The 24,524-nt window shown below is 62.1% G+C and carries 19 protein-coding genes and 1 tRNA gene; 9 read left to right on the top strand and 11 right to left on the bottom strand.

The window, feature by feature from the left end:
* The first annotated feature begins 72 nt into the window (after positions 1-72).
* The 3 genes from C2I35_RS04700 to C2I35_RS04690 are packed head-to-tail and all read left to right on the top strand — an operon-like array spanning position 73 to position 4,699.
* Positions 73-2,883 carry a xanthine dehydrogenase family protein molybdopterin-binding subunit gene (locus C2I35_RS04700; protein ID WP_103761923.1) on the top strand — a complete coding sequence of 937 codons (2,811 nt, stop codon included), beginning with the start codon at positions 73-75 and terminating at the stop codon, positions 2,881-2,883.
* Positions 2,880-3,440: a (2Fe-2S)-binding protein gene (locus tag C2I35_RS04695; protein WP_103761805.1), complete on the top strand. Its 561-nt coding sequence runs from the start codon at positions 2,880-2,882 to the stop codon at positions 3,438-3,440. Before C2I35_RS04700 ends, C2I35_RS04695 begins: the two co-directional genes overlap by 4 nt.
* Positions 3,440-4,699 (top strand): cytochrome c, encoded by a 1,260-nt coding sequence (locus C2I35_RS04690; RefSeq protein ID WP_103761804.1) that lies wholly within the window; start codon positions 3,440-3,442, stop codon positions 4,697-4,699. Before C2I35_RS04695 ends, C2I35_RS04690 begins: the two co-directional genes overlap by 1 nt.
* Positions 4,700-4,917: 218 nt before the next feature.
* Here the strand turns inward: C2I35_RS04690 and C2I35_RS04685 are convergent, their stop codons facing one another.
* A complete protein-coding gene (locus C2I35_RS04685) occupies positions 4,918-6,285 on the bottom strand; it encodes a hypothetical protein (RefSeq protein WP_146049964.1) in 1,368 nt (455 codons plus the stop codon).
* 8 nt (positions 6,286-6,293) lie between these two features.
* Positions 6,294-8,129, bottom strand: coding sequence for a site-specific integrase (locus C2I35_RS04680; protein WP_146049963.1), 1,836 nt, complete (start codon positions 8,127-8,129; stop codon positions 6,294-6,296).
* 137 nt (positions 8,130-8,266) lie between these two features.
* On the opposite strand from C2I35_RS04680, the gene C2I35_RS04675 reads away from it, so the two are divergent.
* Positions 8,267-8,602 carry a hypothetical protein gene (locus C2I35_RS04675; protein ID WP_103761801.1) on the top strand — a complete coding sequence of 112 codons (336 nt, stop codon included), beginning with the start codon at positions 8,267-8,269 and terminating at the stop codon, positions 8,600-8,602.
* Between the two features lie 169 nt (positions 8,603-8,771).
* Here C2I35_RS04675 and C2I35_RS04670 read toward each other — a convergent pair whose 3' ends face one another.
* From C2I35_RS04670 to C2I35_RS04650, 5 genes are all read right to left on the bottom strand, one after another.
* Positions 8,772-9,572 carry a hypothetical protein gene (locus tag C2I35_RS04670; RefSeq protein ID WP_146049962.1) on the bottom strand — a complete coding sequence of 267 codons (801 nt, stop codon included), beginning with the start codon at positions 9,570-9,572 and terminating at the stop codon, positions 8,772-8,774.
* An 81-nt stretch (positions 9,573-9,653) separates the two neighbouring features.
* On the bottom strand, positions 9,654-11,909 hold the full coding sequence (locus tag C2I35_RS04665; RefSeq protein ID WP_103761799.1) for a hypothetical protein: 2,256 nt from the start codon (positions 11,907-11,909) through the stop codon (positions 9,654-9,656).
* Between the two features lie 276 nt (positions 11,910-12,185).
* The gene (locus tag C2I35_RS04660) at positions 12,186-12,551 is read right to left on the bottom strand and encodes a hypothetical protein (RefSeq protein WP_103761798.1); all 366 of its coding nucleotides are present in this window, start codon (positions 12,549-12,551) and stop codon (positions 12,186-12,188) included.
* A gap of 314 nt (positions 12,552-12,865) precedes the next feature.
* Positions 12,866-13,279, bottom strand: coding sequence for a hypothetical protein (locus tag C2I35_RS04655; protein WP_103761922.1), 414 nt, complete (start codon positions 13,277-13,279; stop codon positions 12,866-12,868).
* A gap of 482 nt (positions 13,280-13,761) precedes the next feature.
* Positions 13,762-14,649, bottom strand: a complete 888-nt coding sequence (locus C2I35_RS04650) for a LysR substrate-binding domain-containing protein (RefSeq protein ID WP_245890389.1) — start codon at positions 14,647-14,649, stop codon at positions 13,762-13,764.
* Between the two features lie 116 nt (positions 14,650-14,765).
* On the opposite strand from C2I35_RS04650, the gene C2I35_RS04645 reads away from it, so the two are divergent.
* Positions 14,766-15,470: an SDR family oxidoreductase gene (locus tag C2I35_RS04645; protein WP_103761796.1), complete on the top strand. Its 705-nt coding sequence runs from the start codon at positions 14,766-14,768 to the stop codon at positions 15,468-15,470.
* Positions 15,460-15,708, top strand: coding sequence for a DUF6552 family protein (locus C2I35_RS04640; RefSeq protein ID WP_103761795.1), 249 nt, complete (start codon positions 15,460-15,462; stop codon positions 15,706-15,708). Before C2I35_RS04645 ends, C2I35_RS04640 begins: the two co-directional genes overlap by 11 nt.
* A 145-nt stretch (positions 15,709-15,853) precedes the next feature.
* On the opposite strand, the gene C2I35_RS04635 is transcribed toward C2I35_RS04640, so the two are convergent.
* The 4 genes from C2I35_RS04635 to C2I35_RS04620 form a co-directional block, all read right to left on the bottom strand.
* Positions 15,854-16,423 (bottom strand): DNA-binding protein, encoded by a 570-nt coding sequence (locus tag C2I35_RS04635; RefSeq protein WP_170067113.1) that lies wholly within the window; start codon positions 16,421-16,423, stop codon positions 15,854-15,856.
* A gap of 216 nt (positions 16,424-16,639) precedes the next feature.
* Positions 16,640-18,697 (bottom strand): tyrosine-type recombinase/integrase, encoded by a 2,058-nt coding sequence (locus C2I35_RS04630; protein WP_170067112.1) that lies wholly within the window; start codon positions 18,695-18,697, stop codon positions 16,640-16,642.
* 299 nt (positions 18,698-18,996) lie between these two features.
* Positions 18,997-19,071: transfer RNA gene (locus C2I35_RS04625), tRNA-Gln, on the bottom strand.
* Positions 19,072-19,166: 95 nt separating this feature from the next.
* Complete coding sequence (locus C2I35_RS04620) at positions 19,167-19,670, bottom strand: SH3 domain-containing protein (protein WP_103761792.1); 504 nt, start codon at positions 19,668-19,670, stop codon at positions 19,167-19,169.
* Between the two features lie 103 nt (positions 19,671-19,773).
* Between C2I35_RS04620 and C2I35_RS04615 the strand changes: the two genes are divergently transcribed.
* The 3 genes from C2I35_RS04615 to C2I35_RS04605 all read left to right on the top strand — a co-directional run bounded on the left by C2I35_RS04615 (position 19,774) and on the right by C2I35_RS04605 (position 24,382).
* Positions 19,774-20,760 carry a 2-hydroxyacid dehydrogenase gene (locus C2I35_RS04615; RefSeq protein WP_103761791.1) on the top strand — a complete coding sequence of 329 codons (987 nt, stop codon included), beginning with the start codon at positions 19,774-19,776 and terminating at the stop codon, positions 20,758-20,760.
* A 35-nt stretch (positions 20,761-20,795) separates the two neighbouring features.
* Complete coding sequence (gene ggt, locus C2I35_RS04610) at positions 20,796-22,586, top strand: gamma-glutamyltransferase (protein WP_103761790.1); 1,791 nt, start codon at positions 20,796-20,798, stop codon at positions 22,584-22,586.
* Positions 22,587-22,675: 89 nt separating this feature from the next.
* Positions 22,676-24,382: a hypothetical protein gene (locus tag C2I35_RS04605; RefSeq protein ID WP_146049961.1), complete on the top strand. Its 1,707-nt coding sequence runs from the start codon at positions 22,676-22,678 to the stop codon at positions 24,380-24,382.
* Positions 24,383-24,524: the final 142 nt, after the last annotated feature.

The following is a 24,524-nucleotide window of genomic DNA, read 5'->3' as shown; positions in this document are numbered from 1 at the left end:
CTTCCATGGCCAGTCCTTCAATCAACATGGAACGTGATCGAAAGCCTGTGCGTTGAAATACTGGAGGCACTCATGAACCATTTGTCGCGACGGGGATTCCTGAAAGGGGGCGCGACTGCCGTGGTAGTGAGCGTGACCCCGCTTCACCAAGCTTTGGCCAGGCTTCAGACCGAGCGACAGACACAGCCGCCCGGATGGCGTGAAAACGGCAATGTCCGCTTTCGCCAGGATGGCATTCCCAAGGTGACCGGGGACAAGGTCTTTGCGGTCGATATTCGGGCCAAAGACATGCCCGACTGGCCGGACGGACAGGCTCACGCCTTTCTCATTCGGGTGCCTCGGGCGGATCGGATCTTCGAGGGCGTGACGCTCGACCCGCTTGGCGAAGAGATGCGCCCTGACACCGTCGTGACGGCAGAGACACTGCGCAACGATGGCGTCGAGATGGTCGAGCCGGACTTCTACGGGGCGTTCTTTCTCGAAGAGGGAAACGTGCCGGCCTACCTGGGGCAGCCTGTGGCGCTTTTGGTTTACCACGACTACGCGCGGTTCCGCGCGGCGCGGACAAGGTTCAAGTTCAACGAGGATGCGCTGATCTGGGGCGATGCGGCCGAACCGCCGGCGCGCACGCCCTATGGCGCCACCCGTTACGTCCGGATCGGCGGGGAGACGCGGGAGGCCGAGGATCGTTTCTCGCCCCTCAGGAACGGCACGATATTCGCAGGGTTCGAAAACGGCGAGGCGGATTGGCCGGACGCAGACAGCGAAGGCGATGTCGGCGGCAAGGCCATGGCCCTGGCCGGTGAGTTGCGGTCTGAGCTGGAAAATCCACCCGAAGGCTGGAATGTCTATCGCCGCAAGTATCGCTCGCAATATGTCGATCCCGCGGCGCTCGAGCCCGATAACGGCAACGCGTGGTACGATACGGCCACGGGCCGCCTTCACGTGGTGACGGGCACTCAGTCGCCCTGGATCAATGCCGACCATATCGAAAGGATGGTCAGCGCCAGCCGTTTCGATCTGACAGAGCTGCGTTTTAGTCCCGGCTATACCGTGGGCTATGGCCAGAAAGAGCACCATGTGCACCCCTATTACGTCGCCATGGCGGCCCTCTACGGTGACGGCCGCCCGGTGCGGTTGGCGCTCGACCGGTGGGAGCAGTTCCAAAGCGCGCTGAAGCGCCATCCGTTCGATACCGATATCACGCTCGCCGTCGACCGCGAGACGGGCGAGTTTCGCAGCTTGGCCGCCGACCAGCGGGCCGATGGCGGTGGGGTGATGAATTTCAGCCCTTCGGTGGGCCAGGTGTCCGCGACGGCGCTGCAATCCATCTACTATCTTCCGAAAAGCGATCTCGCCGTGCAGGTCGACGCCTCGCGGGCGCCGACCGCGGGCTCGATGCGCGGCTACGGCACGCTGCAAAGCATGGTCGCGATGGAGCTGATGGTCGACGAGGTGGCCGAGGATCTGGGGCGCGACCCGATCGAGCTGCGCCGGATCAACGCCTTCCGCAGCGGCAACAAGAACACCCAGGGCGCAATTCCGGGTGGGCACCTGCGGGCCGTCGAAATGCTCGAAGCCGCCGCGGCCGACCCGATCTGGACCGAACGCGCCGAGAGAAAGAAGGCGTTCGAGGCCGAGAACCCGGGCTATCATTACGGTGTCGGCTTCTCCTGCGTGCAGAAGGACTACGGCACCGGGGCAGAGGCCGCTCTCGTGCAGCTTGAGCTCTCGCCAGACGGCCACCTGCACATGCGGCACGTGGCCTCGGAAATCGGCTGCGGTGCGACCACGTCGCAGATGCTGGTGACCGAAGCGCATCTCGGCAAGCCGGCCGACAGCGTCGATTTTGCCGTGACGGATTGGCCCAGCCTGTCGCTTGAGGCCAACAACGAACCTTACACGATGAGCCAGGACACGCAGGACAGCCTGGCGGAAAACCCCCGCTGGGTGCCGCGCATCACGTCGCCCCGCAGCGCCTCGAACTCTGCCTATTACTTCACCCACGCCACCACGGAAGCGGCGCGGCTGCTGTTCGAACTCGGCCTCTGGAAAGCCGCGCTCAGCTTCTGGCGCGAAGGCATCGGGGGCGGGCAGGCGGGCCCGCTGTACGTGCGCCGGGAAGAGGCGGAGTGGCGCGACGGGCACTTGGTGGCAGGCGGGCTGAACCCGCTTCCGCTGGAAGACCTGGCGCGCCGCGCCCACGAGCGGGGTTACATCACCGGCGTCACGGTGCACACGTTCAATCGCTGGGCCTGGGCCCGGGCGGAATTCGAGGTCGAGGGCGAGCGGTTCGAGGCTCCGATTGACGCGCTTTCCGTCCGCTGGGGCGAAGGGGCCGATTCCGGGAAGCGGGCGGCCATGACCGATGGGGGCTATGCCTTCCAACCGCGCCAGCGTGTCGAATACCCGCCCACGCAGCGCAACAATGCCGCCGTCACCTATTATGCCCCCTGCGCGACGCTGGTGGAGCTTTCGGTCAATCCCGGTTCGGGAGAGGTCAAAGTGCTCAACCACCGGTCCTGGCTGGAATGCGGCCGGCAGATCGTGCCCGAGCTGGTCTCGGGGCAGATACAGGGCGGTATCGCCATGGGCATCGGCCACGCGCTCTACGAAGAGATGCCGCCTTATGAAGACGGGCCCGGAAACGGCACCTGGAACTTCAGCCGCTATCGTCTACCCCGCGCCGAGGATGTCGCGGTTTGGGCGCAAAGCGCCACGGTGCTCGAGCCCCTGTCGCCCACGGACCCGCCGAAAGGGATTGCGGAGGTGGTGATGATCCCCGTGGTGGCGGCGATCGGCAACGCCGTGCATCACGCCATCGGCCACAGGTTCGACCGCACGCCGATCACGCCCGAAAGGATTAAGGAGGTCACAGGATGACCGCCATGATGACCGTTTTCATGACGATCAACGGCACCGAGACCGAGCCGTTGGAGGTGCCCGAAGACCTGATGCTGCTGGAGTTCCTGCACGAATACCTCAACCTGACCGGCACGCGCTATGGCTGCGGGCAGGGGGTCTGCCGCGCCTGCGCCGTCATTCATGACGGCCCGATGGGTGCGCGGGTGGTGCCGGCCTGTGTCACCGGTGTGGCATGGGCCCACGGACGCGCCTTCCGGACCGTCGAGGGGCATGCCGATCGCGACGAGGAGGGTAACGTCACCGCGGTCACGCCGGTTCAGCAGGCGTTTCTCGATCACTTCTCCTTCCAGTGCTCCTATTGCACGCCCGGCTTCGTCGCCGCGGCGCAGGCGTTGGTTGAGCGGCTGGAAGTCGATCCGGTGCCCGCGGAAGACGTCGAAAATGTCGTGCTGGAGGCGCTGAACGAAAACATCTGCCGCTGCACCGGCTATGTCCGCTACCTCGAGGCGACACGGGACGTGATCCTGGCGACACCCGGCCTGACGATCGGCGACGGCCGGGCGGAGGGAAGCTGATGCGCACCGTGCTTCGCGTCCTGGCCGGGCTCGTTCTTCTTGGCGTCATCGTTGCCGTGGTCATCTTTTTCGGCTTCACCGGGGCCGGGCCCGTGCCCCCGGCCAGCCGCGATCTCGAGGCGCTGGATGAAGAGACAAGGGCCGAGATGGTTTCGCTGGGTGAATACGTTGCCAAGGCCGGCGATTGCGCCGCCTGCCACGAGAGTGAGGATGGGCTGGCGCTTGCCGGAGGCACGCCGATGGAAACGCTCATGGGCACCGTCTATGGCACCAACATCACCCCGTCAGAGGCCCACGGTATTGGCGACTATTCACCCGACGATCTCTATCGCGCCATGGTCTACGGTATCGCGCCCGGCGGGCGGCGGCTCTATCCGGCCATGCCCTACACCTCCTACCATGCGGTCTCTCGCGAGGATATCGACGCCCTCTACGTCTATCTCATGGCGCAGGAACCGGTGGAAAAACCGAACCGCGATGCCGACATGGCCTTTCCGTTCAACATTCGGCCCCTGATCGCCTTCTGGAACCTGATCTATCGGCCTGACCCGCCAGAGGGTCCGGGCCCCGGATTGTCGGCTGGGGAGAAGTTGGCCGACACCGGTCGCGGGGCTTACCTGGTCGACGTGCTGGGCCATTGCGGGGAATGCCACACGCCCCGCAACCTTGCCTTTGCCAAGACGGGCGAGCATCTGGGTGGCACGGTGATCGAAGGCGCCGTTGCCCCCGATATCACACCGCAGGGGCTGGCCGGCCGGGGCTGGACCGAGACGGACCTGTCGCAGTTCCTCTCGACCGGTCTGTCGCCGCAGGGCGTGATGACGTTTCGCATGTTTCCGGTGCTCAGCCATTCGACCAAGTATCTGCCCGAGCGCGATATCGAGGCGGTCTCGGCCTATCTGGCGCAAGACATGCCGGAACCGTCCGAACCGCCCTCCGATCCCGACGCCATCGACGCACACCCCGAGGGGCACCGGCTTTATGTCGGGCTTTGCGCCGGCTGCCACGGCACCAACGGGAGCGGCCAGCCCTCCGGCTCTGTCCCGATGGTGGGCAATACCACATTGATGCTGGACAACCCGTTGAACCTGCAGCGCGTGATCCTGGAAGGGATTCCGGCCCGGCAGCTGAGCGGTCATCTCAGAATGCAGGAAATGCCCGCGTTTGACGCCACCTTGGCGGAGGCGGAATTGGAAGACCTGAGTGGCTATCTGCGAGCCCGGTGGGGTGTGGATGCAATCGCAATGCAAGACCAATAGGTATGAGGGGCTTAGCTGCGAACGCGAACGCAGAGGGTTCGGCGCGGTGGCGTCGACAGATGCTTGCCGGCGATCCTGATCAAGTCTCGTGCGGAGTCCCGAATAGAGTGTTCGAAGTGTCTCCAGTTGGCTGCGCGTATTCTTGGGGCCGGACCAGCGCCGTCCTTCCTCTTTTATTGATCAAATGACAATTTCAACCTGAAAGCCGGCTTTGCTCTTCAGACGTCGAATGAGTTGAATATCTTGTCGATTTCCCGTCCGGCCGCCGCGAGCGCAGCTTGCTTCGCCCGATCTCCGGTGTATTTCTTCCGGGCTTGCCGTGATGTGTGATCGTTCATCAGCATGCCTGCGAGCGTTGCATCCTCGCTGATTGCAAACACCACGTCGTAGACGATGGATCGGCAGATATGAGCGCCGGTACCGAACTCCGAGGACCAGACCTGCGACACGTAATTCGCGGCAACCGGTGTGCCGTCAGGATGTACAAACAGCGGCCATTCCTGCTGCTCGGCGATCTGGCGCAGGGTTTCGAGATATTTTGGGTCATCATCCTGAAGCAAGCGCGCATCGACAAAGTGCTGCACGCTCGGGTGAACGGAACCGGGGTATTCCTCTCGACCGGGACGATGCCGGGTCTTGCGAAGCTTGTAGTCCCGGAGGCGATAACGGTCCTCGGTCCAGACCAGGTCGCGGCCGAACTTGAGATCATGCCACTCCCGTCGAAGAGGAGTCAGCGGGGGCACCGCGATCGCCAGGGCCCGGTTGCGTTTGATCATGCGCCTTGCCGGGTTTGTTTGCCGCGGCACTTCCGCAAGAACCTCCTCCGCGCGAGGGTGGATGGTCGTGATGTCGATCGCGGCCAGGGCGGCAAATTTTTGCGCCGTCTCCATGTTGGCTCGGTCACGCAATTTCTGAAGGAGCTTGTCGAGCTCCTTGACCAAGGGCTTCGGATAGGCTTTCGAGAACCGAAGGAAATCCCTAAGGTCTGTGAATGTCGCGACGATGGTGGAAGTGCTCAAAGGAGCCCCACGCACGGAAATCCGGGTTGTCTCGTAAGCGTAGTATGCCCGAAACGACGGGATGTCGAAGTCCAGATCCAGACCGCTCTCCCGAAGGTACCAGCCGTATTGGCAGATCTTGCGGGTCATGCGGTCGTAAATATCCGGGGCCAGCTTGATCTCGCCATCGTCCCTCCGGTCCCGGATGCGGGCGAGATGGTGTTGCCAGTCCATCGGAAGGTCACCGGGATAAAGCGAGATCTTGCGGTCGTAGTTGCGACGCTTCTCGCGGGAAATGCCGGCAAATCCCCTGCAGGCGGTCAGGCTCTGTTCCGCTGCTCGAAGCGGTGCAAGCGGCGGGGCCTCTGGCCCGTCGGTCTTGATCATGGCCGCGATCACATCGTCAATCGCGGCGGCGCCGTCATTCAGACGAGCCCACACGCGGCAGTCGGATGGCGTGAGTTCGGTGCAGCCATGTTCGGACATGAATTCGACCAGGCTGTCGAGCGCCTGCAACTCACCGAGCGGCATCTTGAGCAGAACGGGAGAGGCCGCGTTCGGCTGCCAGTGCGGTTTTGCGAGTATCACGTGGCGAGTCATTGTCCCACCAAAGCCTCCGCCAACAAATCCTGCACTTCCTCGAGTTTCTGCCGCTTGTCGATCCATCCGTAGTATGTGTCGAGCACGCCGATCGAACATCCGAGATACGCGGAGGCGCGGCCGCGGTTGCTCCAGGACCGCGCGAGCAGGAGCGTGGCAAAGCCATGCCGGAAATTGTGCGGGTACATGGGAAGGCCGATCTCCGCGCTGCTGCGGGTCAGCCACTTGTAGAGCATTTGCCCTGCAAGCGGGTTCGCCGATCGCTCTGAAACGAAGAGGTGCGTTGCCCTGGCGCATTTATTTTTTTCGCAGAATTCTGAGTTGGCGAAGTCGAAGAGCGGTCGCGCCGTCTTCAGATACCAGTCAATCACCTCGTAGCCACAATACTTGTCGTCCCGTATGTGGATGGGGGGCAGTTCGACATACTCGCCTTTCATATCCTTCTGGGCGACCCGCAACTCGAAGAACTTCTTTTCGCCTGTCGTCTTGTGGAAAAAATTCTGCCCGGTGCCACTACACTCTGCAGCCAGCGCGCTGCCTTTCCGCAGGCCGGCGCCTCTGATTTCCAGCGCCGAGAAGGCCGCGCAGGTCGAAAGACGCCGTACAGTGCGCAGTTGGGTTCCCGTAAGGGGTTTGTCTGTTGCGAGAATGTCCTTCGCACGGTCCTGATAGAGCACATGCTGTCTCAGGAAGGTTCGGACATCTTCGGGGTTGTGAATGAGATTCTCGCAGAAGGATCGGTTTTTGGGTGACATCTTTTCGCCCGCCGCGTGACCCTCTTGGAGTTGCGGGTTCGTCGTCAAGTTCTTGAGCCATTTCTTTGTCTTGACGCCGTTGGCTTTGCCAATCTGCGCCACGATGCGAACGTAATCCGCGGCGGTTCTCAGACTGAATCCGGTCTCCGTTTCCGACTGGTCGATCCAGTGACGGATGACGGCTATCCGCACGTGCGTTTTGAACAGCGCGTCGAGACAGTTCAGTGACGCCAGGTCCGCCAGGCCGGTTTCCTGCGCGGCCCGGGCGAGTGCCACCAGCGCAGCACTGTAGGTCTCGGCCGTCGTCGCGTTGAAGTTTTCGGTGCAGCTCTCCGAGACATCATCATATGTGCTATGGTCATATCGCGCCGCCTCGACCATCTCTGCGATCATCATGCGCACGGACTCCGGCACAGGCGTGCGGGCCGTCGGAACGAGATAGGTTGGGTCGAAGTCGCGTGGCAGGTGTGCTGCGATCTGCGGGAAGACGCGATGGCGCGCAAGCGCCCTGAGGGCTGTCGCGGAGGCCGAACTCTCATGGGCCGGCATTCCCTCAAGGAACGATGGAACGATGTCAGGGGTCAGGTCCATCGGGTCGATGCCAGCCGCCCTGGCACGGTCGGAGAAGGTCCTGACCGCGCCGAGTGTCCCCGAATGCACCGGTCCGTGATCCTTTGAAAGCTCCTCAAGGAGCGCGAGAAATGGCGTCCAGCCGTCGATGCGGTCGCGCAGTGCCTTCTTCGCATCGACGAGACCAAGGGTGGTCCTGATCCTGCGGCGGACGACCTCGCGCCACTTGGCATAGGCCGTCTTGCTCGACCAGAAGCCCCGGGCGGCGCCCGGGAGCGGTGCCGCGCCAATCGTCTTCGGCGCCGGGAAGTGCGCGTCGAACCAAGTCAGGAGATCGTCACCGCCGCCATCGAATGTCGAAAGGGGGGCGCTGAAAAACTCTGAAACGCGCACAACGCGGGTGCGTTCGGTTTCGTCGACAGTCTCGTCGAACACCGTCTGCATCGTTCTTGAGGCTGGCAGGTTTGCGGCCATCGCCGTTTGCGAGGCACTGGAGAAAAAACCCATTCTGTTTCCCTTTTTGGGTTGGAGGGACCGCGGCCGTTTTTCCGGACGCCGAGCGATATCGGGCGTCAGTCGGACTTGGGGCCGGGTACGGCCTTGCGGAAATTCCCGTAGCAAGCCTTGGCGAGCTCGCTGCCGGCATGCGCAAGAACCTGGCTGGCCGAGGTCGGGACGTGGTCATGTGCCTTGGTGACGGACAGGTGGCGCGTTTGAAGCGGTCTGTGCTTGAAGTTCGAGATGCCGAGGGCAAAGAGATCCCGGCGGATGGCGCGGCGTATCGTGCTGCGCCAACGATTTTAAGCGCGGGCAGTGGTCCAGGGGACTTCGGCATCATCGCAGTGGTGCTTCGGAAAGCGCGCATCAAACCAGTCGACGTCTGCAGGCATGCTCTCGAGCGGCATGCCGAGAAGTCGCTGGAGCCGGCGCAGGGCGGACCGGAGGCCTCGGTCTGGGTCATGATCGTGTACCTCACGTAGCGTGGCCGGTGGCCGGTCGGCCGGGTTTGCGACGATGCGGTTGAGGTTTGTCGTTCTGAGAACCATGGGATTTCCTTTCATCTGGTTCGTGGAGGAGATTGGTCGCCTGGCGTGCAGACGAAGCGAAAATGTGCGTTCGAGTCGAAATATCCGGGAACTAAGCGGTGCCTTATGTTCCCGACAGTTTCGCCTCGGCCGACACCCCGTGCAGGCACTCGCCTCGGCGTGCATCTGGGCCGGATCCTGTGCAGGAGCGCTGTGTTTGAGAGTGCGCGGCCGCGCGGGCCGTGGTGTCCGCAAACAGGCCGCGGGGGGTGCCGCCGGTGGAGGTCGTCGCAGCGTCGGGCGCGTCGCCGTCCCGGGTGTCGGTTCGCGCTTCTTCTGACATGGCGGCGGGGTCAACCGCGCCCGAGATCCTGAGCCTGTGTGCCACGTCCGAGACGATGAAGCGAACGCGTCCCTGGCAGATGATACGGGCCGGGAGAGCGTCCTTGTCTGCGAGCATCGCGTCGATCCGGGACTGCGGGACTTTGAGATGCCGCGCCAGGCACGAGGCGGGCAGGGCATGTCCATGGATCGGTGCGAGGTTTTTCCACGTGTTCCGCGGGCTCGACAGCAGCTGCTCGACTTGTGCCCTCAGCATGAGGTTTCGCTTCGGTCCGAACGCGTAGAGCGGCGGGTAACCATTGTTGGACGCGCGCAGCTGGTCCAGGAGAACGTCTCTGGAAACACCGAACCACTCGGCGACGTTCGTGGCGCGCACCAAGCCTCCGCCAAGCATATTGTCTTCGAAGGTGTCCGATGGCGAGAGGCCGAGCAGGTGCTCGTAGACTCTCACCATCGGGTATTTACGACCAAGCGGGTGAATCCCGAACCGGGCGAGGAAAGGGCGCACTTCGTTGCGCGACAGCGTCGACCAAGTGTGCAGGTCGAGGAGCGTTGCGGCGTGAAATCTTGTGAAGGGAAGCATGGGCATCTCCTGTTTTGCAGGAGATGGTTCCCGTCACAGCGAGACGGAAAGAATTTCTGAGTCGACGCGGTTGACGCTGATCTAAACCAGACCTGGGCGGCTTTCGCGCCAATCGCGGATCCGCGCGACGTGGAAGCGGGCCGAGGCGGGCGTCATGAACGGCTGTTCGCTCATGATCCGCTCAAGATGCTCGTCAGTCACTATGGCGAATGGCGCGGGGTCGTCGCCGCGCGCATAGACACCGAACGCCCGCAGGCAGCGCCACAGAAAATGCGCGGCTTCCAGCACCTGTTTCGTTTCACCCTCGAGCACCGCCTGAAACCTGGCTGGAAGCGGATAGACCGCCTGCTTCAGCCGGCTCCCCCTCGCCGGCATCGGTCCGAGGCGGTCCGTCGGCAAAAGGCCGGTTGCGGCGACCTCCGGTACGGCGTGCAAGGCGTCGAGCCGGTCGATGTTCCGCGACCATGTTATTCGCAGATCCGGGCGCAACGATCTCTCATGCATCCATGCCCATTCTTTGTCGAGCTGCCAGGGCTCGAGCCCGGCGACGACCGCCACACCCATCAGCGCATCGACTGGGTTATCTGCGCGCGGGATACCGGCGTCGACGATATGTCTCTGGAGCTCTTGCCAGCCGGGTGTCCAATTGCGTCCAACATGATCGGCCAGGCGCAGCAATGCCAGGCGGTAATGTAACATTTCTCGCGGATGGCTCGCGTGAGCAGCCGCGATCAGGTCATGCCATCTTATGATGTCGACCGGAGCGTCGAACACCGTCTTGTCGGGTGTCAACTCATACAATCGCCGCGCCGCAACGATCAATTCTTTCACCCCGAAATCGCCGTAAACCGCCGCTACGGCGACAGATTGCAGCGCATTTTCCAGGGCTGTTGGGGGGCCGCCACTTTGAGCCCTGAGCCAAGCCCTCTGGTCTCCGATAATTGTGCTCGGCAGTCGCTCGGGAAACTCCGTGCGCAAGACATCAAGAGCCGCGAGACCGGCGAGGCATTTCGGGAGATCCCGGGTCCCTGCGGCTATCTTGAGAAATTCACGCGCGACATTCACGTCGATTTTCGCCGGAGGTATTGGCGGCTTGGCGCGTTCTGCGAATTTCCTTATCAGCAGCAGGCCCTGCATGTTGTTGCCGCTCGCAATGGTTCCGTTGGCGCGAGAGATCAAGCCGTCCCAGAGAGACAACCGGTCCGTGTGAGCGAGGAACGCGCGGAGAACCGTCCGGTAGCCGAGCAGAGTGAGAGGCGTGCGTTTCTGGGATGCGGTTTCGAGGAACGCTACGGCGTCGGCGAGAAAGGTCGGGGACTCGATGTCGAAGCCGGCTTCCAGAACGTCTCGCAAAAAGCGGCGCAAGTTCCGCACGCGACGGCGGTCAGTCGAGCGTTCATTGGCAAATGCAGACACTTCTGCCTCTATTGCTCCTGGTAAGACAACCGGGCGTCTTTCTGTCCTTCTTTTCCGAGGCTTGGCGGGCGCCTCCTGGCGTTCGGGACGGCGGACTCGGTCCGCGGTTACGTTATCGGGCACTGCGCCGGGGATGGTTTTTCGAAGCAACGAAAGTAGCGCCAGGAGATAGTTATCGGCGGAATACTCAGAAACCTTCTGCTTCACTGCGGCACGGTATCGAGTCGCGCACTCCAAAGACATTGACCATCCGGGTCGGGGGCCATCGACACCGAACACTCCAAAATCCACGGCAAGTTCGAAGGCACGACGGGCGCGGCGGGCTTGACTGACTGGCATCTCGTCCAGCACCCCATTAAACTCCGGAGGGAGGCCAAGAGGTTGCCTGTCTCCGTCACGATATGTCGGCATGGAGCCAAACTTGTTCGGACCAAGTATGCCCGCCGTCACGACGCGCGGATCGTCTCTGAGTTTGTCGATTGTCGATAATGAATTTCGGAAAGAATTTCGCTCCGTGCGACGCAAGTCCCGGTCAGCCGTCAACGCCATCTGTCGCGTAATATCCCGCAAGGCCACTCCGGGGAACATCGCTTCCATCAATCTCCTGTTCACGCCGGCGATGCGGTTTTCCCGGGCAAGCTGATTCAGCAGTGTGTACGGGTCCCCATCATGCAAAGCCCCGGCGAGTTTTACGTGACGCAAGATGCTGTCCCGGCATCGACGGTAAAGCGCCGCGTCCCCGAATGCCTCGACAAGTTCGTCGTCCGGCTCGTGGGGCAGCACGGTCGAGAAAGATCGCTCGGTTTTAAGTAGGTCGGGGTCCTGAAACGCTTCCGACCCGATAGCCGTCTGAGCGAGATCGAGCGACGCCAATATTGACGCGGTGCCGGGAGAAGGCAGCGTGCCGCTTTCGATCCGCATTCGCAGATTTGCAAGGCTTAGGGAAGTGTCTGAATGTGTCATACGAGAAAGATGGGACTGTTTGCGATGGTCAAAAAATTTTCCAGTGGCAACTGACGAGACCGGGAAAGACCTCATTCATTCGTTCAGAGCGAATTCGAAAGTACGAATGGCTTTGGAGAGCGGGTCGGTGAGCCACGGGGTCACGTCGCAGATATCCTGCTCCCCCGAACTCATTAGGATAGGACGCTCAGGCGGCGCTGGCGCGCCACCTGAAGGGAACAGCGTGCCCTGGCCTCAGTCGGCATGACGGAACTGCGCGAGAAGCTCGCTGACCCGCGCTCCGTGCCACCGTGTTATGTCGGAGGCTGGCAGGCCTCGCTCATGACCGATCCGGTCGAGCGATGAGGGTGACTGGTCAGCCAGGACGCGGTGGATGTCGCGCAGCGCGGCCTCGACGGCATTTGTATCCGGGATCGGCTGCCCGAAGGCGCCGTGCAGATCACAGAGCGCCGCGAACCCGCTCGGATCATCGAGCGCATCCAGCAGGTCGCAGAGACTCGCGCCTTCACGGCGAAGGTGCTGCTCCACAGTGTAAGCCGCGCCGAGACGGGCCTCGGCGGTGTCGATGGTGGTGGTGTTGAGGGTGGTGGAATTGAGCATGATGTTCTCCCTTCATGCAGTGTCGGAAACGGAGGTGTGCCTGGTTCATCGGCGTCATGTTCCGTCGCAGGGAGAAGGTGGGCGTTGGCAGGTTCCTTTCGTTTGTTCTCAATGGCTGGTCTTCGGTGCTGGTGATGAGAACATTAGTCGATCATCCGGATTACGAAGAAGAAATCTGCCGGGCGCTGATCTTTTGCTGTCGCGCCGCATCGGCGAAGACGTTCCGCGACGGTAGAAGGCTGGGTTATCGGACCTTGCATTCGTCCGAGGGCATGACGCCGACCGTGCAAACCCCGCATGGCCGGCGCCGAAGGTCAAGCGGCGTCCCGCGCCGGGAGGGCAAGCGCCAGCGCATCGCGCTCTTCGTCCAGTTCTCCGATCTCGACGAGGAGGTCATAGAGCCGGTCGGTGAGCAGGCAGAGCTCTTCCACCTCGATGCTCGCGGGATCGAGGAGGCTCCAATGTGACAGGTCCGGTTCGAGCTCGTCGATGACGGGGTCGAGGGACAGGAGCCGGTGTAGATCGACGAGCCTGCGCCGCGTCCCCCGGTCAAGTCGCGACGCTTCGCGCAAGCCGGTCATCAGACGCTGGACGCGGGCCATTCCGGCCTCGCCGTCGATCAGCCCCGCGGCGTTGCACAGAGCCGATCCGTGCTTGTCGAAATGCGCCCGTGCGGCAGCAAGTTGCAGGTCTGCGGACAGGGTATTCGTGGGTAAGTTACGCAGCATCGTGGTCCTCTTTGGTTGCGCGTCTGCCGTTCGTGGCAGCATCAAGCCTGTCCGCATGTTGTTTCTCCGAGATGATCCTCCTTTTTGCTGCCTCGGCTGAATGGTCGTTGTTTCGGTGTCTTGATATGGAGATTGGCCATTCGCCGGCGGCACGAAGCAAAAACTTCAGTTTTTTCGGCGCTGCCGGAAATCTCGCTTCCAGGGTCGTCAATCGGCCCCATGATGCCGACTGCCGATCTTCGCCGTTGGAGCAGGTGTCCGAAAGGATTTCTCTGATATCCACGAAGAAAACAGGAGGCGGGCCAAGCTTGAGGGCGACAGCCTCGTGGGACCTCTCGGACCTTCGCCGGCTTGCTCAATTCTTGTCGCACCTGCGATGGTCACCAGCAGGAAGGGCGGGAAGCCGTCGTTCGCTGCACATGACGTCAATGTACGTTAAGTGGACAAAGTTGCCTTAGCTGCGGCGAACCACGGCGACTCACTTAGGCGCTTTCGATAGTCATGCCGAGAAACCAGTCGCGGACGATCAATGACGCATCAGACGGGTTTTGTCGCGGCGTCAGCAGGTAGAAGTCCAGTCCACCTTCGAGAGCACAGTCGAGCGGTTGCACAAGGTGCCCAACCTTCAGGTCTCGCTGAACGAGGAAACGGCTTGCCAGCGCAATACCCTGCCCAGCCAGCGCCGCGTCGATAGTGAGTGTTGTCTGGTTAAACCGAAGTGCGCGCGACAGCTCAACTTCACCCCCAAAGGCGGCTTCGATGAATTTCGGCCAAAGATCGTGCGAGTCGTGCAGCAGCGTCATGCGCGACAAAGCCGCCGCGTCGAGCGGTAGATCCTGACGGGCGATCAGGTTGGGCGAGCAGACTGCAATCACCTCCTGCGGGAAGAGTAGATCGGCGCGCAGGCTCGCCCCGAAGGGCGGCCGTCCCTGCCGCACCGCGAGGTCGATCCCGTCGGCATGGAAGCTCGCGACGCGCTCGGTGGCGGTAATGCGCAGGTCGATCCCGGGATGGGCTTCGGTGAGCTCCGCGAGCCGCGGGATGAGCCACTTCGACGCAAAGGTGGGGGTCACACTGATCGTCGCTCGCGACGGTGCCGACCGGAGTGCCACGGTTGCCTCCGAGAGCTGTAGGAAAGCCCGCGAAACCGCCGCGTGGTAAGCGCGCCCCTCCTCGGTGAAAGCCAGACCACGGGACACCCGCAGGAACAGGCGAAGGCCGAGATGTTCCTCGAGTCCGCGGACTTGCTGGGCTACCGCCCCTTGGGTCACGCCCAGATCATCGGCCGCCGCGCGGAAGCTCAGATGTCTGCCCGCCGCTGCGAATGCCCGGAGGCCGTTAAGGGGCGGCAAGCCGTTTTCCTTCGACACGATAGATTTCCTACACTCACGAAATAGCCCATCTGGCTGGTCATAGTATCCCATACCACTTACTTGATGGAAAACAGAAACAACCGGATTCTCCGGCCACTAAGGAGCATAGGACCATGACGATAGAAAAAGTAGCGCTCATCACAGCAGGCGGTAGCGGTATGGGAGCTGCTGCTGCGAAACGCCTGGCCTCCAACGGCTTCAAGGTCGGTGTTCTATCTTCTTCCGGCAAAGGAGAGGCGCTCGCCGAAAATCTCGGCGGCTTCGGCGTCACCGGATCGAACCAGTCGGTCGAGGATCTCACACGCCTCGTTGACGGCGCGGTTGACCGGTGGGGCCGCATCGATGTCCTGGTGAACTCAGCCGGGCATGGACCCAAGGGAGATATCATCGAGATCACCGACGAAGAGTGGCATGCGGGGCTTGATGTTTACCTTCTGAACGTGATCCGTCCCACCCGCCTCGTCACGCCGATCATGGCGGCACGAGGCGGTGGCGCGATCATCAACATTTCGACCTTCGCAGCCTTCGAGCCCGACGCGCTCTTTCCAACTTCGGGCATCTTCCGCGCCGGCCTCGCCAGTTTCGCCAAACTATACGCCGACAAGTATGCCGCACAGAACATCCGCATGAACAATGTTCTGCCTGGCTTCATCGACAGCCTGCCAGAGACCGAGGACCGCCGCGCACGTATCCCGATGGGACGCTACGGCAAAGAAGAAGAGATTTCCTCACTCATCGGCTGGCTCGCTTCGGAAGGCGGCAGCTATGTCACCGGGCAGAACTGGCGGATCGACGGAGGGCTGACCCGTGGCGTCTGAGGCAACAAATATCATCCAGCGCGGCCAAACGGCGTTCATCGTGAAGTGGATCGCCTCGGTCATCCAGATCCTGGGCTACGCGGGAACCGCTTTCGGCTGGACGCCCTGGAACCTCTACCTGTTCCTCATCGGCGTTCTGGGCTGGCTGATTGTCGGCGTGATATGGAACGACAAAGCGATCATGTTGATCCACTTTGTTGCTCTTGGCTCCATGCTGGCGGGGATGGCGAGTCAATGACGCAAAAGGGTTCGAAGCCGCCGTTCGCTACTACTTGCATGGATGGCCGCTGTGGGCCGTTCGCAAAATGTACTACAGCAGGAGAGTCCAACGTCGGGTCATGCAGAGGCTACAGGGCAAAGGCTGGCCTATCCCCCAGTACAGGTCATTGCCGATCCCCCGAAACATTCCCGTGGAACAAACCTTTCAAGATTAGGTCTCGCTCGTCGAGCTTACCTTTCAACACCGCAAGCTCGCGTTCTTGCGCGCCGATGATCCCCTCGAGTTCGGTCGTGCGGAGTTTCGCATCATGCGCTACTTGCTTCGCCTGTTCGAGACGCTGGATAGTTTCATCCTTTTCGGTGTCCACTTTCACGAGGGCAGTTTCACGTTCCTCGATTTCAGCATCCTTGCGTTTGAGTTCGTCGGAGTAGCTTTTGCGCGCGGCGGCCGCCGCTTCGTCCGCGACCCGATAGACCTGCGACCAAACCGCCTCGAACAGGTCACGCACCGTGTCCGGAACGTCCGGTGCGGTCTCGGCCAGGCGCCGCTTTTCTTCGCGGCGCTCTCGCACGATGCGCAGAGCCGGGCAGACCTTCGAATAGGAACCGCCGATCTCGCCGCGCACAGCCTCTACAGTCGGATTGCGACCGTCCTTTTCAATGATACTAACGGTTTGATCAACGGACTTGAGATACGCCTCGGTGATTTGGCGCTCGTCTGTTTTCTTCGGCATGTTCCTGGTTCTCCTGGTAAGATTTGGTAGCGGTATTACTTCCGCTACCGCCTGGTTCTGTTTCGATGCGAAGGACATTGGTCCGGTCCGCTGCTGACGAAACAATTTTCAAGAGGCTGTCGTGCGGCAGGGTATTTCGTCGGTGCAGATGAGCAGTAACTGGACTGATACGGCTTGCCGCAACGCTCCGGCTTCGGCTTGTGGGCCAGTTGTTGATCACGCGATCGCGTGTTCCACCGTCCTTGCCTGTTTGAGGTTTTCGATGCGAGAGGATGGTTCAGATTTGTCGATCGACTTCCGGCTTGGTCGTTTCTTCGCCTTGCCTGGCTGATCGGAAAGCTTCGACTCGCTCGTCGCCGTGGACAACGCCAGGACGTGCTCGAACGCCAAACGCGCCTCTTCGTTCTCGTTCGGGATGATGTTGTACTCCGAAAGCACGTCCGCAACGGCATTGGGCGCGTTTGCCCAATCAAGCGTCTTCAGATTCCGCCAGTTCGGTCGCGCAGGCATTTCTGCGCCCGCGATCGCGATTGCCTCGATCTGCGCCCCATCGCTGTCGCGCAGGATCCGTAGGGCGCCCAGCACACCAACGTCATCGAATACGACCTCGGTTCTGGCGAGCTGACCGGCAACGAGCTGGCAGTCCTCGATCACCGGGTGACGGTGAGGGGCGGAGTAACCGACAACGATCTTGTGATCCGCCCGATCAAGGAGTTCCTTGAGTTCCGACATGTTGGCTTCAGTGTAGTGCTTCCCGATCATCGTCGATGAGACGTGACCGATGATCATCTGTCGATCGGCGAGGGGAACACCGCCAGCCCAGAGCGCCGAGGAAAGGGTTTTGCGAAGTGCGTAGAGATCTTCGTTGTAACTCGCGATCCCAAGACGTTTGCGGATCGTCAACATGCGCTTTGACAGGATCTCCTGCGGTTTCGTCTTGCTCTCGCACATTTCCGGGAAAAGCAGGTCCGTTGGTTTTTCAAGAGCCACGATCCAGTCGATGAACCCGAGGTCGATGAGGACCTGTGGCACCGGCACGATGCGCTGGCTTTCGACGGTCTTCCCGTACTGTTCGTCGGACCAGCACAGCCGGAGGCACCAGACCTCGCGCTGGACCAGGTCGCACTTCTTGAGCTGCAGGACTTCCGAGGGGCGTGTGCCCATGGTCAACAAGATGAGCGGGATCCAGTAGAGCCCGTCGCGATAGATGTAGCGGCCAGACCGACTACGTGACGTCCGGCTCATGCATCCCCGATAGAGTGGCGATGTCAGCAATGTCTTGATCCGCTGCCCGGACCAGCGGAGCCGAATCTTCGGACGCGTTTTGCGAATGTAGAGCGGGTTCAGGTCCTTGCGTCTTTCGCTGTCCTTTTTCATGAGCTTGGTAAGTTTTGGGTACGTGGTGACACGAACTTCGCCCACGTAGCCACACTGCTCGCGCGCGCTGTCGAGAAGCTGGTGGATACGGTCGAGGTGGCGCTCGAGATTGGTGTGCGTCACGCGCGGCTCCAGCTGGTCGCTCAACTCGGCGCGTTTCTGTGCCGGCGAGATATCGTCGCGTGCCGCGTAGGACTCGTAGAGGCGGGCATCGGCCTGGTCGGCCGCGTCGATCTCCTCCTGTTTCGACAGAAGGGTTTTTTCGGAAGTGCTTTTCGTATAGCGGTTCTTGCCGTGCGCCCGACCGTGCATCGCCGGCAGGCGGCTGAGCCACACCAGAAATGAGTCGATGAGTGCTGGCAGCCGTTCGAGCCGGATATCGCCAGCGTAAGCGATCAGCAACTCGGCCGTAACTGTGAGCTTACGACCCATTTCCTCCGGCCGCGACCTGAGCGCGCCGGCCAGTGCATCGGATATCCGCACCGCGCTGGGGATCTTTCCGTTTTTGACCGTGATGTCGTGGCGGCTGAGCAGGTCAGCGGCGCCTTCGAGGGGATCCTTGCCATCCTCGAAGACCTCGATCTCGAGCTTCATAAGGCTGCGTCGTGTCGCGCAGACGGTTCGGGCGAAGGCGGGTGCCAGGGGAAAGCGAAGGATCAGGTTCAGCTGATTGGCAGCGTCTTTGACGGCGCAACGTGCTTCCGAAAAATCATGGGTCCGCATGGCCTGGCGCAGGCTCGCGCATCCGGCCTCAAGCGCATCAATGCGGGCTTCGATGTCGATGTCGGGATCAGCCGTATCCCGAACCATGCGCGAGATATCGAGGCGCACGATCTCGCGTAGGACTTGCGCCTGTTCGCGGTCGCTCAACTGCGTTGCGTCGATGATGTTCTTCATGCCTGTCTCCCGGTCCGTGGCGGCAGCGGGCAGGGGCTCCGACGCCGGATCGGGCAGGACATGGCTATGCACATTCCGGGACGGAAAAACCGAAGAAAGAAAAACTGAAAAAAATTCGGTGCTACGGTTGTCCGTTTCGATGGTCGGTGACGCTACGGAATGCAGGGCCGGGTTCACGCATGCTGCGGACCTCGGCGGATTCTTCGAGATGCGAAAAATCGATGGCTCGGGCGGGGGAGCGAGAGTGCACGGACAGGGCGTGCAAGGAGCGTTGATTTCGTTGGGTTTTTTCTGGTTCATGGCTGGGGTGGTAGGATTCGAACCTACGATACACGGTACCAAAAACCGATGCCTTACCGCTTGGCTACACCCCAACAGTGCCGCGCTAATTACTCTGCTCTTTGACGCGGTTCAAGGCCCGAGATGAAATTATTTGACCGATCGGCTGTGAATGCCCGACGGCGCGGAATCATTCGAGAATCTCGTCTGGTTCCACGCCCCACAATGCCGACTTCTGCGCCCAGCCACGATAGCCTCCTGCCATAAGCCGGCACCACTCGAGCGCGCATTCGTCGATCCGTGCGACGACGCCCATCTCAAGTTGCGCCACGACCATGGAATTCGGATAGGGCTTGGAAAAGAGGTTCACCATATCGTCCTCGACGATCACGGTGCGGGTCCCCGACAGAAGCGAGTAGTGCACCCAGCCGCCTTGGCCGTCGCGGTCGCGCACCCGGCGCCAGTGGCCATGCTCTGCGGTAATTTCCAGCGGTAGGTCGCGGCGCTTGAAAACCCAGTCGATACGGTGCGTCAGGCTGGGACCACGGCGCACGTTGCCTTCGGCGGCCTTCATCGAGACAAAACGCGGAAGGGGCAGGTTTGTGACAGGCCCGCGTTCCTCTTCCTGGGCAAGGGCGGGCAGGCCGAGCGCCGCGATCAAGGCGGCGCCTATGCAGGCGGAAATCCGTTTCATTGTACTTACTGCTCACTCATCTGACCCGGGGTTCTTGTGCCCCGAGGCGTCCTGCGTCACTGTACAGAAGAAAGCGCAGTATGGAAGACGGGGGAGACGCTTCATGGCATCTGGACGACTGAGTGTTGTCGTAACGCGACGCCTGCCGGAGATCGTCGAACGACGCATGCAGGAATTGTTCGACGTCACGTTGCGCGAGGACGACACGCCGATGAGCCGCGAGGCCTTGGTCGAAGCGCTCAAGACCGCCGATGTCCTGGTGCCGACGCTGAGCGACCATATTGATGGCGGCCTGATCGGGCAGGCGGGTGAACGGCTGAAACTGATCGCGAACTACGGTGCCGGTGTCGACCATATCGACGTGCATACTGCCCGCCAGCGCGGCATTCTGGTGTCGAACACGCCCGGTGTGCTGACCGACGACACGGCCGATATGACCATGGCGCTGATCCTGAGCGTGACCCGGCGAATCCCCGAGGGGCTCTCGATGATGCAGAGAGAGGACTGGCCCGGCTGGTCGCCCACGGCGATGCTGGGCGGACGCATCGCCGGGCGGCGCCTAGGTATCCTGGGTATGGGCCGTATCGGGCAGGCGGTGGCGCGACGGGCCGCAGCGTTTGGAATGCAGGTGCATTATCACAACCGGCACAGGTTGCGAGCCGAGATCGAGGACGAGCTTGGCGCGACCTATTGGGAAAGCCTTGATCAGATGGTGGCGCGGATGGACGTGCTGAGCGTCAACTGCCCGCACACGCCGTCGACCTTTCACCTTATGAATGCGCGGCGGCTGAAATTGATGAAGCCCGACGCGGTGCTGGTGAACACCAGCCGGGGCGAAGTCGTGGACGAGAACGCCTTGACGCGGATGCTGCGAGCCGGAGAAATCGCCGGTGCCGGTCTGGACGTGTACGAGAATGCGAGCGCCATTAATCCGCGTCTGCGCGATCTCAAGAATGTTGTTCTGCTGCCTCATATGGGATCCGCCACGGTCGAAGGGCGGCTTGAAATGGGCGAAAAGGTGCTCCTGAATATCAAGACCTTCGATGATGGACACCGTCCGCCGGACCAGGTCGTGCCCTCGATGCTGTAACCGCCAGCTTGGGCGGAAAACGCCGGAGAATTGGAATGCGTCTCTTACTTGCCAGCTTGGCTTTGTGCCTTGTCCCGTTCCTAGCCGGGATGGCGGAGGCCCAGCAGGCCGCCGACGCGGTCCAGCCCGAAGGCGCGGGCGCCGGCGCGGTTAACACATCCGAGGCGGTGGCTGCGGCGCTGGAGGCGAAAGCTGCGGGTCGTCCGGTCGAGGCGCGGGACTGGATGGTGGCGGCGGCCAATCCGCTGGCGGTCGAAGCCGGCGCGCGAGTCCTGCGCGAGGGCGGCACGGCGGCGGATGCGCTGGTGGCGGTCCAACTGGTGCTGGGGCTGGTGGAGCCGCAAAGCTCGGGCCTGGGCGGTGGGGCGTTCCTCGTATGGTATGATGCGCAAAGCGGGGAATTGACCACATTGGATGGGCGAGAGACCGCGCCTATGGCCGCCACCCCCACGCTGTTCCAGGACGCAGAGGGCCAGCCCTTGGCGTTTTACGACGCGGTCGTGGGCGGTCGGTCGGTGGGTGTGCCCGGCACGCCCGCGCTGTTGGCGGAGGCGCATGCCAAGTGGGGACGCGCCGCGTGGGGCAGCCTGTTTGCAGAGGCCATCGCGTTGGCGGAGGATGGCTTCGAGGTGTCGCCGCGCCTGGCCGCGATGGTGGCACAGGATGCGATCCGGCTTTTCGGCACCCGGGCCACGAGAGACTACTTCTTCCCTGGCGGCGAGCGTTTGCTGGCCGGCGCGATCCTGAAGAACCCGGACTATGCCGAGACGCTGCGCCTTTTTTCCGCAGAAGGTCCCACGCCCTTTTATACGGGCGACATCGCGGCCGACATCGTAGCGGCGATCCGGGGGGCTGATGGCAATCCGGGGGTGATGGAAGAGGTCGACCTTGCGATCTACAGCGTGGAGCAGCGCGAGGCGGTCTGCGCGCCCTACAGGGGGTTCGATGTCTGCGGGATGGGCCCGCCTTCTTCCGGCGGCCTGACCGTGGGGCAGATCCTTGGACTGCTCGCGCCGTTCGACATGGGCGCAATGCGACCCGATAGCATAGAGGCGTGGCGGTTGATCGGAGATGCAAGCCGGTTGGCCTTTGCGGACCGGGGCCGATACATGGCGGACAGCGATTATGTGCCGGTGCCCGTCAAGGGGCTGCTGGATCAAGACTATCTGCACAAACGTTCCCGGCTTCTGGAAGGAGACGCGGCCCTGCAGGAAGTTGCAGCCGGAGAACCCGAGTTCGACCATGCGCTTGATCTTGCGGACGATGTGTCGATCGAGCTTCCCTCGACGTCGCATATCTCGATTGTCGACCGCTTCGGGAATGTCGCTTCGATGACCACGACGATCGAGAACGCTTTCGGGTCCCGGCTGATGGTACGGGGGTTCTTGCTGAACAATGAACTGACCGATTTCTCGTTCGTCAGCCACGAGAACGGGCGGCCCGTGGCAAACGGCGTGGCGCCGGGCAAGCGGCCCCGGTCGTCGATGGCGCCGACGATCGTGATGCAGGACGGAGCGCCTGTACTGGCCGTCGGAAGCCCTGGGGGCAGTCGTATCATCGGGTATGTCGCCAAGACGATCGTCGCTTACCTGGACTGGGGCATGGATGTGCAGAGCGCGGTTGCGCTGCCGCACCTGGTCAACAGGTTCGGCACCTACGATGTGGAGGCCGAGACCGAGGCGCTGGACCTGCTGCCGGGCCTGACGGCGCTGGGGTTCGATGTGGCGCCGCAGGTCCTTGTTTCGGGCCTGCACGCGATTTCCATCGGTGAGACGTTGCAGGGTGGCGCCGACCCGCGACGCGAGGGGATCGCTCTGGGCGAGTAGGGTCTGCGCCGGGAAATCGCCCCGCAGCCATCCAATTCCTGCCCGAATTGGCTGGCATCACCTTCCGCAAGCATTTTGTGGAGCAGTGCATGATCAACGCTTATTCCATCGGGTTCGTTCTGACCGCCGGGACCATCCTGGCCGGGGTCGATTACTACGATCAGTCGAACAGGGCCGGCTTTTCGTTGGGCGAGATGACGCCCGGCGCGTATATCGAGACCATTCCGAACCGGTTCAGTTCCGCCAAGGAAGAGAAACTGGCCGAACATGCCGAACGCGAGCGCAAGAGCCGGTGGCGCCAAGGTGGCCTGGTTTTCCTGCCCGAGGCGCCCGAGGGATGGGAGCGGCGTGCCCTACTGGAAGGCGACGACAGTGCGATTCTGCCACCCGAGGCTGGGCTGGACGGCTCCATGAGCAACTCCGCCGGCAAGGGCTTGATGCAACAGATGGAGGCGCGCGACCACGTCAAGCAGCTGAAGGAACGCGCGACGCGGTCGTGGATCTATCAACGCGGCACGGAAACAGTATTTGTCGAGGTTCGTCTGGTCGAACGGCCCAGTTCGAACTCGCTGTTCGGTATCGTGGCCAGCGCCATGGATGGTACAATGATGGACGCATTCGAACGCAATGTGGGATACGGCGTGACCGGCGGTTTCGGCCTGACCGAGAAGCTGGGGCATGATGGCGATCGTCCCTATCATTTCCGCTATCTTGAAGGGTCGATCGGTTTTGGCAACGAGGTGCACCTGCGGGTCCACGCCAACGCATCGCGCGAAGCCACGCAAGAAATCCTGAGCCGGATCGACTATGACGGCCTGAACGACCTGCTGCCGCGTCCAGTGCCCAGTGTCGGCAATGATGTCAGCTTGCCCGACGGCATCGACCCGGCCGCGCTGAGCATGGAATTGCGCCGTCTGAAATCGGAGTTCCTGAGCCTGCGAGCGCTGGAAGCCCAGTACAAGATCGAGAACATCGATACCGGGGCCATGGTTCTAAGCGCCTACTCGATGCGCCTTGGTGGGCAGGGCGGTGATGTGGACATTACCGGTGGCAAGGTCACCGACCTGAGCGGGCTTATAGAACTGGGGTATTTCCGCGGACGCGAGGCCGTGATGGCGGGCAAGTCCGCCGAGGTGGTGCAGGCAGAGGTCAAGCAGATGGTCGACACGGTGATGATGGTGGCCGATGCCGAGACCGCCGCCGCCGCCGCCCGCGCCGCAAATGCGCCCGAGCCGGAAACGTCGCCCGAGTTGCAGGCCGAGCTTGCCGCGCTGAGCGGAGACACGAACATGCCGGTCTCGACCGGGCAAACGTCGAATGCGCGTGACACAGCGGCGATTGCCGCCGCCAACCGGGCGCGGGACATGGACGACTCGGCCAGCGCCAAGATCCTGATGCAGGTAGACGAAGGCAAAAGCGACCGCGACGCCGGCATGATCTATTCCAAGGCCATCGACCTTGTCGAGTTCGAGTCCTTCCGCGCGGCCCGCAATGCAACGGATGAGGAAATGGAGATGGGCATGGCCATCGCCGCCTCGGGCTTTGAGCGCAAGCACGACCTGCCGCAGGGCAGTTGCAGCTTCGACATGGGCGCGCTGCGGTTGGAATGCGACACATCCAAGGGTGTGCAACCCAACGGTCTTCTGTCCAAGCTGATCAACCAGGTCACCGGCGGAGAGGAAGTGACAACGCTGACACCTCAACGAACAGAACCGGCGGCCAAGCCCAAGCGGCTTGAACTTTCCAACGGCAGCTCCGGCTCGGGTCAACGCTGCGTCGGAAGCTTCTGCGACTAAACCAGACCTGTTTTAACGAAACCTGAACGCACCGTGTCCCAGTATGGGTGCGGTGCGTCGTTTTTGTTCTGTGACATGTCGGATGGACCCGCCGCATGTTTACAGGCGTGATACAACGCTCGCCAGCATGCCTGCCAAGGGA

Origin of the sequence: Roseovarius confluentis (assembly GCF_002917925.1) — a bacterium.
Taxonomy (GTDB): domain Bacteria; phylum Pseudomonadota; class Alphaproteobacteria; order Rhodobacterales; family Rhodobacteraceae; genus Roseovarius; species Roseovarius confluentis.
The sequence above is the reverse complement of the archived record's forward strand: the minus strand, read 5'-3'. Positions and strand labels throughout refer to the sequence as shown.

Excerpts from the sequence above, each read along its gene's own strand:
- C2I35_RS04680 (WP_146049963.1), bottom strand. The coding sequence starts at position 8,129 with ATGGGTTTTTTCTCCAGTGCCTCGCAAACGGCGATGGCCGCAAACCTG.
- C2I35_RS04615 (WP_103761791.1), top strand. The coding sequence starts at position 19,774 with ATGGCATCTGGACGACTGAGTGTTGTCGTAACGCGACGCCTGCCGGAG.
- C2I35_RS04660 (WP_103761798.1), bottom strand. The coding sequence starts at position 12,551 with ATGCTCAATTCCACCACCCTCAACACCACCACCATCGACACCGCCGAG.
- C2I35_RS04620 (WP_103761792.1), bottom strand. The coding sequence starts at position 19,670 with ATGAAACGGATTTCCGCCTGCATAGGCGCCGCCTTGATCGCGGCGCTC.
- ggt (WP_103761790.1), top strand. The coding sequence starts at position 20,796 with ATGCGTCTCTTACTTGCCAGCTTGGCTTTGTGCCTTGTCCCGTTCCTA.
- C2I35_RS04645 (WP_103761796.1), top strand. The coding sequence starts at position 14,766 with ATGACGATAGAAAAAGTAGCGCTCATCACAGCAGGCGGTAGCGGTATG.
- C2I35_RS04655 (WP_103761922.1), bottom strand. The coding sequence starts at position 13,279 with ATGCTGCGTAACTTACCCACGAATACCCTGTCCGCAGACCTGCAACTT.
- C2I35_RS04700 (WP_103761923.1), top strand. The coding sequence starts at position 73 with ATGAACCATTTGTCGCGACGGGGATTCCTGAAAGGGGGCGCGACTGCC.
- C2I35_RS04670 (WP_146049962.1), bottom strand. The coding sequence starts at position 9,572 with ATGCTTCCCTTCACAAGATTTCACGCCGCAACGCTCCTCGACCTGCAC.
- C2I35_RS04605 (WP_146049961.1), top strand. The coding sequence starts at position 22,676 with ATGATCAACGCTTATTCCATCGGGTTCGTTCTGACCGCCGGGACCATC.
- C2I35_RS04695 (WP_103761805.1), top strand. The coding sequence starts at position 2,880 with ATGACCGCCATGATGACCGTTTTCATGACGATCAACGGCACCGAGACC.
- C2I35_RS04675 (WP_103761801.1), top strand. The coding sequence starts at position 8,267 with ATGCGCAAGAACCTGGCTGGCCGAGGTCGGGACGTGGTCATGTGCCTT.
- C2I35_RS04635 (WP_170067113.1), bottom strand. The coding sequence starts at position 16,423 with ATGCCGAAGAAAACAGACGAGCGCCAAATCACCGAGGCGTATCTCAAG.
- C2I35_RS04630 (WP_170067112.1), bottom strand. The coding sequence starts at position 18,697 with ATGAAGAACATCATCGACGCAACGCAGTTGAGCGACCGCGAACAGGCG.
- C2I35_RS04665 (WP_103761799.1), bottom strand. The coding sequence starts at position 11,909 with ATGCGGATCGAAAGCGGCACGCTGCCTTCTCCCGGCACCGCGTCAATA.
- C2I35_RS04690 (WP_103761804.1), top strand. The coding sequence starts at position 3,440 with ATGCGCACCGTGCTTCGCGTCCTGGCCGGGCTCGTTCTTCTTGGCGTC.